The 16990-nt window shown below is 73.7% G+C and carries 12 protein-coding genes; 7 read left to right on the forward strand and 5 right to left on the reverse strand.

The features are described from left to right. Positions 1–3: 3 nt before the first annotated feature. Both KZQ38_RS19805 and KZQ38_RS19810 read left to right on the forward strand, forming a co-directional pair. Positions 4–1494 (forward strand): CCA tRNA nucleotidyltransferase, encoded by a 1491-nt coding sequence (locus KZQ38_RS19805; protein WP_219443626.1) that lies wholly within the window; start codon positions 4–6, stop codon positions 1492–1494. Positions 1495–1585: 91 nt separating this feature from the next. Continuing rightward, the gene (locus KZQ38_RS19810) at positions 1586–1858 is read left to right on the forward strand and encodes a response regulator transcription factor (RefSeq protein ID WP_219443627.1); all 273 of its coding nucleotides are present in this window, start codon (positions 1586–1588) and stop codon (positions 1856–1858) included. Here KZQ38_RS19810 and KZQ38_RS19815 read toward each other — a convergent pair. Continuing rightward, complete coding sequence (locus KZQ38_RS19815; RefSeq protein WP_219443628.1) at positions 1829–3151, reverse strand: MFS transporter; 1323 nt, start codon at positions 3149–3151, stop codon at positions 1829–1831. The genes KZQ38_RS19810 and KZQ38_RS19815 overlap by 30 nt on opposite strands. 259 nt (positions 3152–3410) lie before the next feature. On the opposite strand from KZQ38_RS19815, the gene KZQ38_RS19820 reads away from it, so the two are divergent. Both KZQ38_RS19820 and KZQ38_RS19825 read left to right on the forward strand, forming a co-directional pair. Then, complete coding sequence (locus KZQ38_RS19820) at positions 3411–3992, forward strand: YqgE/AlgH family protein (RefSeq protein WP_219443629.1); 582 nt, start codon at positions 3411–3413, stop codon at positions 3990–3992. A 208-nt stretch (positions 3993–4200) separates the two neighbouring features. Next, the gene (locus tag KZQ38_RS19825) at positions 4201–6063 is read left to right on the forward strand and encodes a hypothetical protein (RefSeq protein WP_219443630.1); all 1863 of its coding nucleotides are present in this window, start codon (positions 4201–4203) and stop codon (positions 6061–6063) included. A gap of 2 nt (positions 6064–6065) precedes the next feature. Here the strand turns inward: KZQ38_RS19825 and KZQ38_RS19830 are convergent, their stop codons facing one another. Continuing rightward, the gene (locus tag KZQ38_RS19830; protein WP_308258490.1) at positions 6066–6464 is read right to left on the reverse strand and encodes an SdpI family protein; all 399 of its coding nucleotides are present in this window, start codon (positions 6462–6464) and stop codon (positions 6066–6068) included. Positions 6465–6573: 109 nt separating this feature from the next. Here KZQ38_RS19830 and KZQ38_RS19835 point away from each other — a divergent pair, with 109 nt between their 5' ends. Both KZQ38_RS19835 and leuS read left to right on the forward strand, forming a co-directional pair. Beyond that, entirely contained in the window at positions 6574–7704 is a 1131-nt protein-coding gene (locus tag KZQ38_RS19835; RefSeq protein ID WP_257901808.1) for an esterase-like activity of phytase family protein, read from the forward strand. 146 nt (positions 7705–7850) lie between these two features. Beyond that, on the forward strand, positions 7851–10646 hold the full coding sequence (gene leuS, locus KZQ38_RS19840) for a leucine--tRNA ligase (protein ID WP_219443632.1): 2796 nt from the start codon (positions 7851–7853) through the stop codon (positions 10644–10646). A 27-nt stretch (positions 10647–10673) separates the two neighbouring features. On the opposite strand, the gene KZQ38_RS19845 is transcribed toward leuS, so the two are convergent. Continuing rightward, the gene (locus tag KZQ38_RS19845; protein WP_219443633.1) at positions 10674–11420 is read right to left on the reverse strand and encodes a TetR/AcrR family transcriptional regulator; all 747 of its coding nucleotides are present in this window, start codon (positions 11418–11420) and stop codon (positions 10674–10676) included. A gap of 114 nt (positions 11421–11534) precedes the next feature. On the opposite strand from KZQ38_RS19845, the gene KZQ38_RS19850 reads away from it, so the two are divergent. After that, positions 11535–13637, forward strand: a complete 2103-nt coding sequence (locus KZQ38_RS19850; RefSeq protein WP_219443634.1) for an MMPL family transporter — start codon at positions 11535–11537, stop codon at positions 13635–13637. Here the strand turns inward: KZQ38_RS19850 and KZQ38_RS19855 are convergent. After that, positions 13634–14626, reverse strand: coding sequence for a YncE family protein (locus KZQ38_RS19855; protein ID WP_219443635.1), 993 nt, complete (start codon positions 14624–14626; stop codon positions 13634–13636). The two genes, KZQ38_RS19850 and KZQ38_RS19855, sit on opposite strands and share 4 nt — an antisense overlap. A gap of 209 nt (positions 14627–14835) precedes the next feature. Continuing rightward, on the reverse strand, positions 14836–16971 hold the full coding sequence (locus KZQ38_RS19860) for a DUF2339 domain-containing protein (protein WP_219443636.1): 2136 nt from the start codon (positions 16969–16971) through the stop codon (positions 14836–14838). Positions 16972–16990: the final 19 nt, after the last annotated feature.

Genomic DNA, 16990 nt, shown 5'->3' on the forward strand with positions numbered 1-16990 from the left:
CTCGTGTCCGGATCGAACGTGTCCACCGACGTGGTGGAGCTGTTGAGCGCTTTCCCCCTGGCCGACGAACTGGCCGGTCGGTTCGCCGCCGCGGGCCACCGGCTGTACCTGGTCGGCGGCAGCGTGCGGGACGCGTTGCTGGAACGGCTCTCCGGCGCGTTCGACCTGGACTTCACCACCGACGCCCACCCGCCCGCCGTGCAGGCGCTGCTGTCCGGCTGGGCCGACGCGGTGTGGGACACCGGCATCGCGTTCGGCACCGTGGGCGCGTCCCGGCACGGGCGGACGCTGGAGATCACCACGTTCCGCGCGGACGCCTACGACGGCGTGACGCGCAACCCCGAGGTGACGTTCGGCGACACCGTCGAGGGCGACCTGGTGCGCCGCGACTTCACCGTGAACGCGATGGCGTTCGACCTGGTGGAGCGGGTGCTGGTGGACCCGACCGGCGGTCGGGCGGCGTTGGCCGCCCGCGTGCTGGACACCCCGGCGACGCCGCGCGAGTCGTTCTCCGACGACCCGCTGCGGATGCTGCGCGCCGCCCGCTTCGCGTCCCAGCTCGGCTTCACGCCCGCGCCGCGCGTGGTCGAGGCGATGACCGCGATGGCGGGCGAGCTGGGCCGGATCACGCCGGAGCGCGTGCAGGCGGAGCTGTCCAAGCTGCTCACCGGCGCGCACCCGCGTGCGGGCGTGGAGCTGGCGGTCGCCACCGGCCTCGCCGACGTGGTGCTGCCGGAGCTGCCCGCGATGAAGCTGGAGATCGACGAGCACCACCAGCACAAGGACGTGTACCAGCACTCGTTGGTGGTGCTGGAGCAGGCGATCGACCTGGAGGACGGGCCGGAGCCGGACCTGGTGCTGCGGATCGCCGCGCTGCTGCACGACATCGGCAAGCCGGACACCCGGCGGTTCGAGTCGGGCGGCGGCGTCTCGTTCCACCACCACGAGGTGGTGGGGGCGAAGATGGTCCGCAAGCGCCTGCGCGCGTTGCGGTACCCCAAGGACGTGGTGGAGGACGTCGCCCAGCTCGTGTACCTGCACCTGCGGTTCCACGGGTACGGCTCGGGGGAGTGGACCGACTCGGCGGTGCGCCGGTACGTGACCGACGCGGGTCCCCTGCTGCCCCGGCTGCACAAGCTGGTCCGGGCCGACTGCACCACCCGCAACAAGCGCAAGGCCAACGCGTTGCAGCGCACCTACGACGAGCTGGAGCGCCGCATCGCGCGCATCGCCGCCGAGGAGGACCTGCGCCGCGTGCGGCCGGACCTCGACGGCAACGAGATCATGCGGCTGCTCGGGCTGCCGCCGGGGCCGCAGGTCGGCCGGGCGTGGAAGTTCCTCAAGGAGCTGCGCCTGGACCGCGGTCCGCTGGAGCACGACGAGGCGGTGGCGGAGCTGTTCGCGTGGGCCCGATCGGAGGGCATCGAGCCGCCCGCGGCAGAGGCCGCCGAGCCGCCCGCGGCGGAGCCCGTCGAGCCGCCCGCGGCGACCTGACGGCCGAATCACCCGCTTTCCGTTAGCCAAGTGACAGGCAGTTGCGGGACCATGACTGTGTGCGTCGGACGCACACTGGGGGTGGTGTCGCATGAACAGTTGGGGACTGTCGACCGAGGGAACCACGCAGCCGCGGGGCCTGGCCGCGTTGAGCGACCAGCAGCGCGCCGTGCTGCGGTGCCTCGCGCGCGGGCTCGCCGACCACGAGATCGCGCGGGTGCTGGCGGTGAGCCAGCGCCAGGTCGGCGCGGAGGTGGCGGAGATCCTGCGGGTGCTCAACCTGCGAGACCGGATGGCGGCCGTGGTCTTCGCGCACGAGACCGGCCTGATCCGGCTACCGGTGCCCGGGGCCGTGGCCGACTGAGCCGGTCCGGCGGGCGTTCAGCACCAGGTACGCGCCCGCGCCGACCAGGTGCGCGCAGGCGGCGGTGACGATCAGGCCCGGCGAGCGCCCGTCCAGGGGGACCACGGCCGCCGCCGCCGAGATCGCCACCACCTGGGTGATGTTGAACAGCGTGTCGTACAGGGCGAACACCCGGCCGCGGACCTCGTCGCCGACGTCGCCCTGCACCGCCGCGTCCACGCACAGCTTCACCACCTGGCCGGTGCCGGTGAGCACGAACGACGCGCCCAGGATCGTCGGCAACGCCATCGGCAGGCCGAGGCCGAGCTGCGCCGCGGCGGCCAGCGCCAACGCGCCGCACACCGCCCACGTGCGGCCGAGCAGGGCCACCAGCCGGTCGGTGACCAGACCGGCCAGCAGGATGCCCGCGCCACCGGCCACGGCCACCTCGCCCAGGCCGGCCATGCCCGCCTTGAACGGGCCGAAGTCCTCCAGCGAGTGCCGCATCAGCAGCAGCGTGAGCAGCAGCGAGACCCCGAACGCGGCGCGGTGCGCGAGCAGCGCCAGCAGCGCGGCGGCGACGCTCGGCGTGCGCCACGCGGCCCGCCCGCCGTCCAGCAGCCCGCGTGCCACGGCCACCAGCGCGGCACGGGGTTCGGCCACCTCGTCCGGGCCCAGCGCGCCCCGGCGGAACCGGGACGCCACGAACGCCGCGACCAGCGACCCGAGCACGGCGACCGCCGTGGTCCGCGCGGAACCGCTGTCGCCCTCGCCGAAGACCTGCCGCAGGCCGACCGCGCAGCCCGCGCCGAGCACGGCGGTGAGCGCGCCGATCGTGGCGGCGAGCGCGTTGGCCTCGACCAGGTGGTCGCCCTCGACCACGTGCGGCAGCGAAGCGGAGAGCCCCGAGCCGACGAACCGGCTCACGCCGGTCACGAACAACGCCGCCGCGTACAGCGGCACGCCCTCCAGGCCCACCCCGACCGCGACCGCCGTGAGCACGATGAACACCGCGCGCACCAGGTTCGCCACGACCAGCACCCGCCGCCGGTCCCACCGGTCCAGCAACGCGCCCGCGAACGGCCCCACCAGCGAGTAGGGCAGCAGCAGGACGGCGAACCCGGCCGCCACGTCCAGCGGATCGGCCTGCCGCTCGGGGTTGAACAGCACCGCGCCCGCCAGGCCGGCCTGGAACAGGCCGTCGCCCCACTGGGCGGCCAGCCGCGAGGCGAACAACCGGCGGAAGTCGGCGCGGGCGAGCAGCCTGCGCGCGCCGAGGTGCTGCTTCGCCGCGGTGGGCTCGGCGGTGGTCACCGGGTGAGCGTAAGCCGTGCCGCCCGTGCCGCCACGGGAGCACAGCGAAGGGGCCGGACCCGCTCGTCGCGGATCCGGCCCCTTGCACCAGACGCCCGGTCGCCTCTCGGCGGGTCGCGCTGCGCGGCTCCAGCCGAACGGTATTCCGCGGAGGCGGTTTCGATTGGGCCCGGGGGACTCGATGACGCCTGGCTGTTCGTGCAACGACCGCGGTGACCCGGATGTTCCGCTCCCGGTGTGACGTGCGTCGTCTGGGATCATGGTGCCCGTGCGACCTGATGCCGAAGTCGAACCGGGTTCCCTGCTGGTCGCGGCACCGAGCCTGACCGACTCGAACTTCCGCCGAACGGTGGTCTACGTCATCGACCACCGGGGGGAGGGCTCCCTGGGCGTGGTGCTGAACCGGCCCAGCGAGGTCGCCGTCCACGACGTCCTCCCGTCGTGGGGTCCGCACGCGACCCGCCCGCAGGCGGTCTACATCGGCGGGCCGGTGCACCCGAAGACCGCCCTGTGCCTGGCGGCGCTGCGCACCGGCGAGGACCACCGGTCGATCGAGGGCGTGGTCAACGTCCGCGGTCCGATCGCGTTGATCGACCTGGACTCGGACCCGGACGCCCTCGCGACCAAGGTGCGCGGCCTGCGGGTGTTCGCGGGTTACTCGGGTTGGGGCGAGGGGCAGCTCGCGAACGAGATCGAGCGCGGGGACTGGATCGTCGTGCCGGGCCTGCCCGACGACGTGCTGGCACCGCCGAACACCGACCTCTGGGGGCGCGTGCTACGGCGGCAGGGGATGCCGACGGCGCTGCTCGCCACGTTCCCGCTGGACGTCCGGCGCAACTAGGGCGGTCCTCGAGGCCGGAGCGGGGGACGGTGGCCGGACGGGGCGCTAACTATCAGGCAGGCTCCCTGAAAGTTCGCGGGCGGCAACAGCCCTCGGGACCCCCGCCGGCGCGGGGACGACGGCCGCCATCGGCTCACCCGCCTGCCGCTGGACATGGCGGTGGACGGTCGGCGGCGCGGGTGCGACGCTCGGTACCGAGGTGGTCGCCGTGCACCTGAACGCCACGCCCGACCGGGTCCCGCCGCACCGACCGCGCAACCAGTCGCCCGTGCCGCCACCCGCGCCACCCGCGCTGCTCGCGCTGGGCTCGGCGGCGGGCAACCGGGCCGTGCAGCGGCTGCTCCAGGCGCAGCGCGTCCGGTACCGGGGCGACGGGGTCGAGTGGGACACTGAGGCCGCGCCGGACGCCAAGGCGGCCCGGCTCGCCGGCCTGTCGCTGGACCAGTGCCTGGACGTGCTGGTGCTGCTCTGCCCGAACGTCACCGACCCGGCGGTGCGCCACGACGCGACCTCGGTCGCCGACCACGTCGTGGCACGCCACCCGCAACCCTGGCCGTTGGGCCGGTTCCGGCGCTTCCAACGCCTCCTCACCGACGCCGGCCTCACCGTGCCCGAGGCCGGCGACCGGCCGCTCGACGTCACGACACCCGGCGCGGGCCTGGCGCTGCTCGGGCGCGGAACGGCGCCGCGCCGGGTGGTGGACCACCTGGCGGCACGGCACCCGTTGGCGACCTGGGGCGTCGGCGACCTGCACACCCTGCTCGACCACGCGCGCACGGCCGGCGACACCGACCTGGTGGACGAGGTCGAGCGGGCGGTGCGCGCGGCCGTGCCGCCGGTCGACACCGATCGCCGGCCGCCGCACCGGAAGACGCCCGACGGCGGCACCCGCGTCCTGCACGTCAACTACCCGCCGAGGGGTGACGACGCGGCGGTGGACCGGGTGCGGTTCGTCCTGGCGACCGCGCGGCGGCTCGGCCTGCACGTCCGCGTCCTGACCACCGCCGACGGGTGGCGCGGCCTGGGCGCGCGGCTGGACCTCGCGGGCGCCGAGCCGGTGGTGGTGAGCGGCGCGCCGAGCCGCTGGACGCAGGACTCCGTCGAGTTCCTGGAGACCGGGCAGCCCGTCGTGCACCACGAGCTGTTCCGGGGCGCGACCCCGACCCAGTCGGGGCTGCTGGCGGGCCGGCACGAGCGGTGGGCCGGGCTGGTGCCGCCCGCCTTCCGCGACGAGCGGTTCGACGACCGGTGGGTGCCCATGGGCCTGGCCGTCGCGGCGGGTGACGCCACCGGCCGGCTGTGGGAGGAGGCGGCGCGCGAGCGCGGTCGGCCCGCCGGCCACCTGCGTGCCTACGTCGAGGGCGGCAACGCGGTGACCGGCGAGGACGCGGCGGGGCGCACGGTGGTGCTGGTCGGCCGGGACGCCGTCGCGGTGACCCGCGCGGTGTACCGGCTGGCGGACGACGCCGAGGTGCGCGCCCTGATCGCCGAGGACTTCGGGCTGGCGCACGACCAGGTGCTGCTCGTGGAGCAGCCCGGCAAGTTCCACCTGGACATGGGCCTGCTGTTCGCGGGTCGCGGCCGGGTCGTCGTCAACGACAGCAAGCCGGAACTGGCACGGGCGCGGGAACGCGCGTCGGCACCGGACAGCCGGTGGTTGGCGGCGCTCGAACTGCGGTGCCGGCTGGAGGACCAGGCGGCGGACGACCTCCGCGCGGGGCACATGGTGGTGCACCGCGCGCGGTTCGAGAAGGCGGCGAGCCACAACTTCTTCAACGGCCTGTTCGTCACCGGCCGCGGCGGCACGCGGTGCTACATCACCAACGGCACCGGGGACGCCGGGGCACGCGCCGCGTTCGAGGCGTTCCTCGTCGACGAGCTGCACGCGGTGGACGAGGTGGTCTACACGTCACCGGAGGCCGCCGGCGCGGCGCTCGGCCGGGGCGGCGGGATCAGCTGCCTGGTCAAGGGCGGACCCGAGCAGGGGTGGGTGGTGACCACCGGCGGCGACCCGGCGGCGCTGCCCGACCGGGTCCGCACCTCCGACGAGGAGCCGGAGGACGTCGACTGAGGTCAGGCGCGCTGGAGCACGCCGCACGCGCCGGCGCAGGCGCACCCGCCGCACCCGGCGGGCTCGGGGGCGGGCATGGCCTCGGCCGCGCGGTGGCCGAGCACTCCGCCCGCCGCCGCGATCACGAACGCGCCGACCAGGCCGAGCACGCCCACCAGCACCGCGGTGCCGGGGTTCACGGCGATCGCCGCCGCGGCCACCAGGGCGATACCGCCCGCCGCCAGGGTGGGCGCCGCGGCGATCCGGTTGGCCAGCGCGAACGCCTCGTCGTCGCGGAGCGTGGCCTTGGTCCGCACACCGAAGAACCGGTTGCGGTGCAGCCGGCCGCGCATACCCAGGACGCCGACCGCCCCGAACGCGACACCGACCAGCACGAGCACCACCAGCAGCACGATGTTCACGCCCCCGAGGGTAGGCGCGTCCTTCGATCAAGGTCGAACCAGGTCCGCCGTACGGGATCACCCGACTGTTCACTACCGCCCGGCCGCCGACCCCGGCAGGCTCGGTGCCATGAGTTCCCGATCTTGGCTGACCGCGCTGGCCACCGCCGCCACCGCGATCGCCGCGACCATCGCACCGGCCGCCGCGTTACCCGCCGCGGCGGCCGAGCCGTCCGCCACCCAGGCACGCGCCCGCTTCCTCGGCCAGGCGACGTTGCCGCACAAGCTCCAGTTCGAGGGCACCACCGTCGGTGGCCTGTCCGGTGTCGACCGCGACCCGTGGACCGGCGAGTACGTCCTGATCAGCGACGACCGGTCGAACACCAACCCGGCCCGGGTCTACGCGGCCCGCGTCGACGTCGACGCCGACGGCGTCCACGACCCCCGGATCACCGGCACCAAGGCACTCCGCCGCGCCGACGGCACCACCTACCCGCCGAACTCCGTCGACCCGGAGGAGGTGCGGATCGACCCGCTCTCGGGCGACCTGTGGTGGTCGCAGGAGGGCAACCGCGCCGCCACGCCCGTCCAGCCGTCGATCGAGCGCTCCACCCGCGCCGGCGCGCACCGGTCCACCCTGCCGCTGCCCGCGAACTACGCGATCACCCCGGACGCCGGCCCGCGCGGCAACCTCGCCCTGGAGGCCATCACCTTCGACGCGGCCGGCACGCTGCTGACCAGCGTGGTCGAGGGCCCGCTGCTGGAGGACGGCGAGGAGTCCACGGTCGACGAGGGCTCGCTCGCCCGGATCACCGTGCAGACCAGGTTCGGCCACGTGCTCGCCCAGTACGCCTACCCGCTGGAACCGCTGTTCGCCGAGCCCAAGCCCGACCCGTGGGGCCCGGACACCGGGGTGTCCGCGATCCTCGCCGACCCGCGGCACCCCGGCCGCTACCTGGCCGTGGAGCGCAGCTGGGTGCCCGGCTGGAACTACAAGGTCCGCGTGTACGAGATCGACGTGCTCGGCGCGTCCGACATCAAGCACGTGCGCAGCCTGGCCACCGACGGCGACGGCGTCCGCCCGGTCCGCAAGCGCCTGGTCGCCGACCTGCACGACCTGCCGCTGCCGGTGATCGACAACGTGGAGGGCCTGGTGTGGGGTCCGCGCCTGCCGTCCGGCGAGCGCACCCTGGTCCTGGTCAGCGACGACAACTTCGCCGCCGAGGAGTTCACCCGGTTCATCGCGCTTGCGGTCCGCTGATACCGTTGACGACATGAGCACGGCCCGCCTGCTCCTTAGCTAGCCGCGCGGACCCGTACGCAGGGTCGGCGCGGCAACCCCTCATGCCCATCTGGGCTGGGGGGTTTCGTCATGTCAGGGGCCGGCAACCGAAGGGAAGACCCGAGATGAGCACCGACGCGGCCGAAATGCCCGCCTTCCGCTACACCGCCGAGCTGGCGACCGAGATCGAGGAGCGGTGGCAGCGGGAGTGGGAGGAGCGCGGCACCTTCCACGCGCCCAACCCGGTCGGCCCGCTCAAGGGCGACGTGCCCGCGGACAAGCTGTTCGTGCAGGACATGTTCCCGTACCCGTCCGGCGCGGGCCTGCACGTCGGGCACCCGCTGGGGTTCATCGGCACCGACGTGTTCGCCCGGTTCCACCGGATGACCGGCCGCAACGTGCTGCACACCATGGGTTTCGACGCGTTCGGCCTGCCCGCCGAGCAGTACGCCGTGCAGACCGGCAGGCACCCGCGCGAGACCACCGAGGACAACATCAGGACCTACCTGCGGCAGATCCGCCGGGTGGGCCTGGGCCACGACGAGCGCCGCCGGATCTCCACGATCGACCCGGGCTACTACAAGTGGACCCAGTGGATCTTCCTCCAGATCTTCAACTCCTGGTTCGACGAGGCGGCGGGCAAGGCCCGGCCGATCGCCGAGCTGGAGGCCGAGTTCGCCGCGGGCACGCGTGCCACGCCGGACGGCCGGCCGTGGTCCGCGCTGGGCCGCGCCGAGCGGGAGAAGGTGCTGGGCGGCTACCGCCTGGCCTACCTGTCCGAGGCGCCGGTGAACTGGTGCCCCGGCCTGGGCACCGTGCTGGCCAACGAGGAGGTCACGCCGGACGGCCGCAGCGAGCGCGGCGACTTCCCGGTGTTCCGCCGCTCGCTGCGCCAGTGGATGATGCGGATCACCGCCTACGCCGACCGCCTGATCGACGACCTGGACCGGCTGGACTGGCCGGAGAAGGTCAAGGCGATGCAGCGCAACTGGATCGGCCGCTCGCACGGCGCGCGGGTCCGGTTCGCGTGCGCCCGGCCCGGCGCGGCCGAGCCCGCGACCGTCGAGGTGTTCACCACCCGCCCGGACACGCTGTTCGGCGCGACGTACCTGGTGCTGGCACCGGAGCACCCGCTGGTGGACGAGATCACCACGCCGGAGCAGGCCGACGCGATCGCCGAGTACCGCCGCGCGGTGTCCCGCAAGTCCGAGCTGGACCGGCAGGAGAACAAGGAGAAGACCGGCGTCTTCACCGGCGCGCACGCGGTGAACCCGGTCGACGGCCGGGAGATCCCGGTCTACGTCGCCGACTACGTGCTGATGGGCTACGGCACCGGCGCGATCATGGCCGTGCCCGGTCAGGACCAGCGGGACTGGGACTTCGCCAAGGCGTTCGACCTGCCGGTGATCCGGACCGTCCAGCCGGCCGAGGGCTTCGACGGCGAGGCGTACACCGGCACCGGCCCGGCGATCAACTCCGGTTTCCTGGACGGCCTGGACGTGGCCGAGGCCAAGAAGACCATCACCGCTTGGCTGGAGGAGCACGGCCACGGCGAGGGCACCGTGCAGTTCAAGCTGCGCGACTGGCTGTTCTCCCGCCAGCGGTACTGGGGCGAGCCGTTCCCCGTGGTGTACGACGAGGAGGGCACGCCGGTCCCGGTGCCGGAGTCGATGCTGCCGATCGAGCTGCCCGACGTCGACGACTACTCGCCCCGCACGTTCGACCCGGACGACGCGAACTCCGAGCCGTCGCCGCCGCTGTCCCGCGCCGCCGACTGGGTGGAGGTCGAGCTGGACCTGGGCGACGGGCCGAAGAAGTACCGGCGCGAGACCAACACCATGCCCAACTGGGCGGGTTCCTGCTGGTACCAGCTCCGGTACGTGGACCCGACGGAGACCGAGCGGTTCGTCAACGCCGAGAACGAGCGCTACTGGCTGGGCCCGCGCACCACCGAGCACGGCCCGCAGGACCCCGGTGGCGTGGACCTGTACATCGGCGGCGTGGAGCACGCGGTGCTGCACCTGCTGTACGCGCGGTTCTGGCAGAAGGTGTTGTTCGACCTGGGCCACGTGTCCGGTGACGAGCCGTACCGCCGGCTGTTCAACCAGGGCTACATCGAGGCGTACGCGTACCGCGACGACCGCGGTTCCTACGTGCCGGCCGAGAAGGTCGAGGAGCGCGACGGCCGGTTCTTCTTCGAGGGCGCGGAGGTCCGGCGCGAGTACGGGAAGATGGGCAAGAGCCTGAAGAACGTCGTCACGCCGGACGAGATGTGCGCCCGGTACGGCGCGGACACGTTCCGCCTGTACGAGATGTCCATGGGCCCCATGGACGTGTCGCGGCCGTGGGCGACGAAGGACGTCGTGGGCGCGCAGCGGTTCTTGCAGCGCCTGTGGCGCAACCTGGTCGACGAGGAGACGGGCGCGCTGCGCGTGACCGACGAGACGCCGGGCGAGGACGCGCTGCGCCTGCTGCACAAGACGATCGCCGGGGTGCGTGACGACTTCGCCCACCTGCGTTACAACACGGCGGGCGCGAAGCTGATCGAGCTGAACAACTTCGTCACCAAGCACCACCCGGGTGGCGCGCCACGCGCGTTGGCCGAGCCGCTGGTGCTGCTGCTGGCCCCGCTGTGCCCGCACGTGGCCGAGGAGCTGTGGGCGAAGCTGGGTCACGCGGAGTCGCTGGCGCACGGCCCGTTCCCGGCCGCCGACGAGCGGTACCTGGTCGAGGACGTGGTGGAGTACCCAATCCAGGTCAACGGCAAGGTGAAGGCCCGGGTCGCGGTGGCGGCGTCCGCGTCGCCGGACGAGGTGCGCGCGGTGGCGCTGGCCGACGAGAAGGTGGTGGAGCTGCTCAACGGCGGCGAGCCGCGCAAGGTCATCGTCGTGCCGGGCCGCCTGGTCAACGTGGTGCTGTGAACCGGCCGGGCCGCCGCGGCGGCCCGGTCAGGGCGGCGGGGTGGGGAAACCCATCTCGCCCAGTATCTCGGCGAGCATCGAGTCGTACATCGGCTCCGGGTTGGCGACCGCGAACGGGAACCGCCCGAACACCTCAAGGGCCACGTGGCCGTAGATGCGGACCCACGACTGCGTGATGTGGTAGACGGCGTACAGGTCGAGCACGCCGGTGTCGACCGCCACGCCGCGCTGGTTCACCGTGTCCACCAGGACCTGCTGGAACACCTCCAGGTCGGCGTGCAGCTCGGCGGGCACCCGGTCGCCGCGGTCGTGCGGCATGGGGTGGCTCGCGATCAGCTTGCCCGCGACCTCCAGGAACACCCGGCCGAACTGGTCGCCGACCTGGCTGCGGCCGTCCGGCCCGCACGTGCCGAGCGTCGTCTCCGTGGACGCGAACACCAGGGCGAACTCCTGCGGGTGCGCGAGCGCCCACCGCCGGAAGCCGCGGCACACGGCGTAGACCTGCGCGGTGACGTCGTCGGGCGGGATGTCGACCAGGCCGGCGTTCAGCTCCACCGCGAGGTCGGTGCAGATGTCGTCGGCGAGGTGGTGCAGCAGGTCCTCGCGCGAGTCGTAGTAGCGGTAGAGGGCGGGCGCGGTGATGCCGAGTTCGCGCGCGATGGCACGGAGCGTGACGGCGTCCCGGCCGTGCTCCACCAGCAGCGCGCGCGCTTGGCGGCGGATCTCGCGGTCGGTCTCCGCGCGTAGTCGTTCTCGTCGGGTGGCCTCGGTCATATGTCACCCCATCGGGTTGTAAACGGTGTTCACCACGCGTACCTTCGGGCATCGGTGAACGGTGTTCACAGAGTTGACGCCACGCCACCGTAACCCATCGGCCTGGGAGGACGCGTGTTCGCGAAGTGGGGATCGCTGGCGTACCACCGCCGGTGGGTGGTGTTGATCGCAACGGTGGTGCTGGCGGTGGCCGGCGGCGTCTGGGGGCTCGGCGTGTTCGACCGCCTCAGCCAGGGCGGCTACGACGCGCCGGCCAGTGAGTCGGCCCGCGCCAACCAGGTCGCGCAGGACGCGTTCGGCCGGCAGGGCGGCGACGTGGTCGTGGTCTACGACACCGTCGACCCGGCACGGCTCGGCGCGATCAGCGACCACCTCGCGAAGCTGCCGTCCGACGCCGTGCTCCAGGTCGCGCCGCCGTTCCCCTCGCCCGAGGCGGGCAAGTCGCTGGTCGCGATCACGCTGCGCGGTGATGACTCCAACGCGCACGTCAAGCAGTTCGAGCAGATCGCCGGGCAGCTCCACGTCGACGGCGTCGACGAACTCGTCGGCGGCCTCGTGCCGACGCAGAAGGCCATCAACGACATGTCGTCGTCCGACCTGACCAAGGCGGAGGCGGTGTCGCTGCCGATCGTGCTGGTCCTGCTGGTGATCATCTTCGGCGGCCTGGTCGCGGCCTCGCTGCCGGTCGCCGTCGGCGGTCTCGCGATCATGGGCTCGCTCGGCGTGCTGCACGCCGTCTCGCTCGGCACCGAGGTCAACTCGTTCGCGGTCAACGTCGCCAGCCTGCTCGGCCTCGGCATGGCGATCGACTACGGCCTGTTCATGGTCGGCCGGTTCCGCGAAGAACTCGCCGCCGGGCGCAGCACGCCGCAGGCCGTGCAGCGGACCGTGATGTCCGCCGGCCGCACCGTGTTGTTCTCGGCCACGCTGCTGGTCATCGCGTTGTCCGGCCTGCTGCTGTTCCCGCACGGGTTCCTCAAGTCGCTCAGCTACGGCGGCATGTCGGCGGTCGCCATCGCCGCCCTCGTGTCGCTCACCCTGCTGCCCGCGCTGCTCGCCGTCCTCGGCCACCGCGTCGACAAGCTGGCCGTGCCGTGGCGCAAGAAGGAGCCGTCCGAGCGGGGCTGGCGGCGGCTCGCCGCGAAGGTCATGAAGCGGCCGGTGCTGTTCGCGCTGCCGATCGTGGCCGTGCTGGTGGCGCTCGGCGCGCCGTTCCTCGGCGTGAAGTTCGGCGAGGTCAACGAGAAGGTGCTGCCCGAGGGCAACTCCGTGCGCACCGCCGTGGAGACGATCAACCGCGACTTCTCCGCCGTCGCCGCGGGCGGGCTCAAGGTCGTCGTCACGGGCGACCCGGCGCCCGCCGACGTGGCGGCGTTCGCGGCCCGCGTCGGTGACGTGCCCGGTGTCAGCGAGGCACGCATCGCGGCCGAGCCGAAGAACGGCGTGTGGCTGCTCAACGCCGGCCTGGACCACGACGCGTTGTCCGACGAGTCGAAGCAGGCGATGAAGGACGTCCGCGCGTTGACCGGCCCGGGTGACGAGGTGCTGGTGGGCGGCAGCACGGCGGTCGTGTCCGACAGCCTCGACGCGATCCAGGACAAGCTGCCCTGGATGGCGTTGATGTTGATCGGCGCCACGTTCGTGTTGATGTTCCTGGCGTTCGGGTCGGTCCTGCTGCCGGTCAAGGCGGTCGTGGTCAGCGCGTTGTCCCTGTCGGCGACGTTCGGCGTGCTGGTGTGGGTGTTCCAGGAGGGCCACGGCGCGTCGCTGCTCGGCGTCACGCCCGCGCCGCTGGAGTCCGGGATCGTCGTGCTGATGGCGGCCATGGTGTTCGGCCTGTCCACGGACTACGAGGTGTTCCTGCTGTCCCGCATGGTGGAGGCGCGGGGGCGTGGCGCGTCCACCGAGGAAGCGGTGACCACCGGGCTGGCCAAGACCGGGCGCGTGATCACCGCCGCGGCGCTGCTGCTGATCGTGGTGACCGGCGCGTTCGCGTTCTCGCAGATCACGATGATGCGGTTCGTCGGCGTCGGCATGATCCTCGCGCTCGCGCTGGACGCCACCGTGGTGCGGATGCTGCTCGTGCCCGCGGTGCTGAAGCTGCTCGGCAACGCCGCGTGGTGGGCGCCCGGACCGTTGCGGCGCATCCAGGAGCGCATGGCGATCCACGAGGAAGCGCCGCCCCTGGAGGACGAGAAGGTGCCCGCCCGGGTCTAACCCGGGCGCTCGAACCCGATGGCCGCGGCTTCGACGCCGCGGCCGTCGTCGTTCAAGGCGCTGAGCTGGAGCGTGGTGGGCGTCGAGTGGTCGGCGCTGTCCAGGATGCGCACGGACCGGCCGGTCGCGAGGAACACCCGCCGGTCGCCGGGCGCGACGGCCAGGCTCTTCGCGGCGATCTCCAGGTGTTCGGCGGTGCGCGTGGCCGTGTCCAGCACCGTGACGAACCGGCCCCGGGCCACGTAGAGCCGCCTGCCGTCCGGGGTGGTGGCGAGGCTGCCCGCGCCGTCGCCGACCGGTACCGACCAGCGCACGCCACCGGTGCGCGCGTCGATCGCGGTCACCGTGCCCGCCTTCTCACCGAGGTGCAGCGAGCTGACGTAGACCTCGCCGCCGTCGGGCGCGACCGCCACCCGTTGCGGCAGCCCGCCGACCTCGACGGTGCGGATCGGCGAGGCGGACCTGGTGTCCAGCACGCTCACCGTGCCGTCCTGGGCGTTGGCCACGTACAGCTCGGCGCCGTCCGGGGTGACCGCGATGCCCTGCGGCTGCCTGCCCACCCGGATCGCCGCGACCAGCCGGAACCGGCCGGGGTCGATCACCGCCACCACGCCGCTGCCGGTGACGTAGAGGCGTCGCCCGTCCGGGCGCAACACGGCCTGCGCGAGCTGGGTGCCGAGGTCGACCCGGCCGACCACGCCCGCACCCGGCTCGACCGCCGTGACGAGGCCCGCCCAGCCGTTGACCACGTAAACGCGTCGGCCGTCCGCCGACACGGCCGCTCCGGTCGTCCACGCGCCCGTGTCGTCCCGGGTCACCACACGGCCGTCACGGGTGTCGATGACCTGGACCTGCCCGCTGCGGGTGAACACGTAGGCGCGGTGCACCCCGGTTTCGGACGCCGTCACGGTCGGGACGGGTGCCGCCGCGGCGATCATCACGCAGACGACCAGCGCCGCCGCGGCGAGGGCTGCCCGTCGGGTCGACATGCCCGAATGGCAACACCCGGTACGGCCGGGTGGCCAGCACTTTCGCCGGTCCGGGTGACAGTCGGTGGTGTGCGCCCGGCGCCGGTCGCTCGGGGGGCGAAACGACCGACGCCGGACCCCTGCCGGTGCGCTGCACCGGTGGTCTGAGCCCCGACGACGTAGAACTACCACCAGGTTGACGCAACGAAGGGCGTTTTGGATCCCGACAGCTACGAATTGGCCGAAATTCGTCGGGTTGCCACCAGCTTGGCGTAGCGCGTGCCCGCCGTAAGGAGGACGAGACCCGCGCCGATGAACGCGAGGACCCGCGCGATGCCGTCCAAGCGGGACAGGTCGAACAGCACCAGCTTCGCCACCGCCGCGCCGACCAGCACCAACCCGGCGACGCGCAGTGACCGGGTGTCGATGCCCCGGACCAGCAGCACCAGCGCCGCGACCGTCCAGGAAACCGTCACGACCGAGTGACCGAAGACGAACCCGGTCACGCTCTGCGACACCAGCAACGCCGAGCACAACACCACCCCGGCCGCCGCGTACAACGCGACCAGGCCGACCACGACCCACGGCAGCGGGTGCCGCCGGAGGACACCGAGGTGGACAGCCGCCCACGGCAGGAAGACCGCGAGCACCAGCAGGGCCAGCGCGGTGACCGCACCGGTGACCAGGGCGCCCTCGGCGACCGGGCGGCGTGGCGGCGCGAGCAGCAGGCCCGGCGGCACCGCGTCGACCAACGCCATCCCCAGCCCGATGACGCCGAACACCGCCGAGCCGGCCAGCGTGCTCCGCGACCCGAGCTGCCTGGCCAGGAACGCGAGCACCAGCGCCTCGCCCAGCACCGCGGCGGCACGCGCGCTGCCGTCCAGGGCGATGGCCGTGGTGAGCAGCAGGGCGAGCAGCCCCACGCCGCCGACACCGGCCGTGAACGCCTTCGGCAGCGTCCGCAGCCCGACCGCCCACAGCAGCAGCATGACGAACGCGACGGCGCCCGCCAGCCCCGCCGCCCACGGCCGGTCCAGGACGGTGGTGGTCAGCAGCGCCGGCATCGGCGACCCGACCGCGAGGCCCAGCGCCACCGCGTCACCGGGTCGCCGCCACGCGGTCGCCACCGCCGCCGCCACCCCGACCACCGCCGCGAGCAGCGCCATGCCGGCGAGCACCCGCGGGTCGTCGGTCTGCCCGATCGACACCACCGCGGCGAGCAGCGGCGGCACCCCGGCCGTGACGGCGAGCGAAGGCCACGCCCGCCGCAGTTGGACGGGGCTCGCGGCGATCTTCAGGACCAGCAGGAAGGCCACCAGCAGGGGCGGGAAGCCGTGGGTGAGGATCGGCGCGCACACCGCGCACGCGCCGACGACACCCACCGCGAAGGCGGCCGAGTCCCAGCGCATCGCGAGCACGAGCCCGCCGACCGCGACCGCCAGGCCGAGCGCCAGGCCCGCGCCCTCCGGCAGGTAGCGGTAGATCGAGGTGGCGGCGACGACGTCCAGGTAGAGCACGGCGAACCCGGTGGCGGCGACGGCGAACGCCCCGACCCGGGTGTGCTCGCCGCGGTGCAGCCGCAACGCGACACCCACCAGGACCGCGCCCAGCACCGCGCCGCCGACCACGCGGGGCACCGGGCCGAGGTAACCGCGCTGGACGGCGAGGACCAGCAGCATGACGACGCCGAGGAGGGTCACCGCGCCGCCGACCCAGGCCAGCAGCCGACTGCCCGCGCCCGGCTTGCCGAGCCGGTCGATGAGGGTGGGCCGCGCCTGCTGCGGCGCGTACGGGGCGTACGGCGGCGGGGGCGGTGGCGGTGTCGACGGCCGGGGCGGCCACCCGCCCGGCTGCCCCGCCCACGGTCCGGGTGCCGACCAGGCCGAGAACGGTGTCGCGGGACGAGCGACGTGCCCGGCACCGGCCGGAGCCGCGCCGCCACCGGGTCGCCCGGCACCCGCCTGCCCGCCCGCGACCTCGGCCGCACCGGTTCGCACCGCACCGCTGTCCGGGAGACCGGCCGCACCGCTCGGCTCGGCCGGACCCTCGGCGCGGGCGGGGGTCGGCTCGGCGGGAGTCGGCTCGGCGGCGGCCGGCTCGGCGGCGGCCTGTCCGGCAGCGGCGGCCGGCTCGGCGGCACCCTGTCCGGCAGCGGCCGGGGTCGGCTCGGCGGCGCCCTGTTCAGCGGCGGCGGGCGGCTCGGCTGCGGTCGGCTCGCCCTCCGCACCGGTCGGGCGCGCGGGGCCGGGTTCCAGCAGCGCGGTCGGCGCCGCCACGTGCTTCAGCTCCAGCCCGACCGCCTCCAGTCGTCGACCGAGGTGGCCCAGCTCGTCCGCCAGCCGTATCAGGGGGTCCGGTCCAGTCATGGCACCAGATTCACCCGAT

It is taken from the genome of Saccharothrix obliqua, from assembly GCF_019375475.1.
GTDB lineage: Bacteria > Actinomycetota > Actinomycetes > Mycobacteriales > Pseudonocardiaceae > Actinosynnema > Actinosynnema obliqua.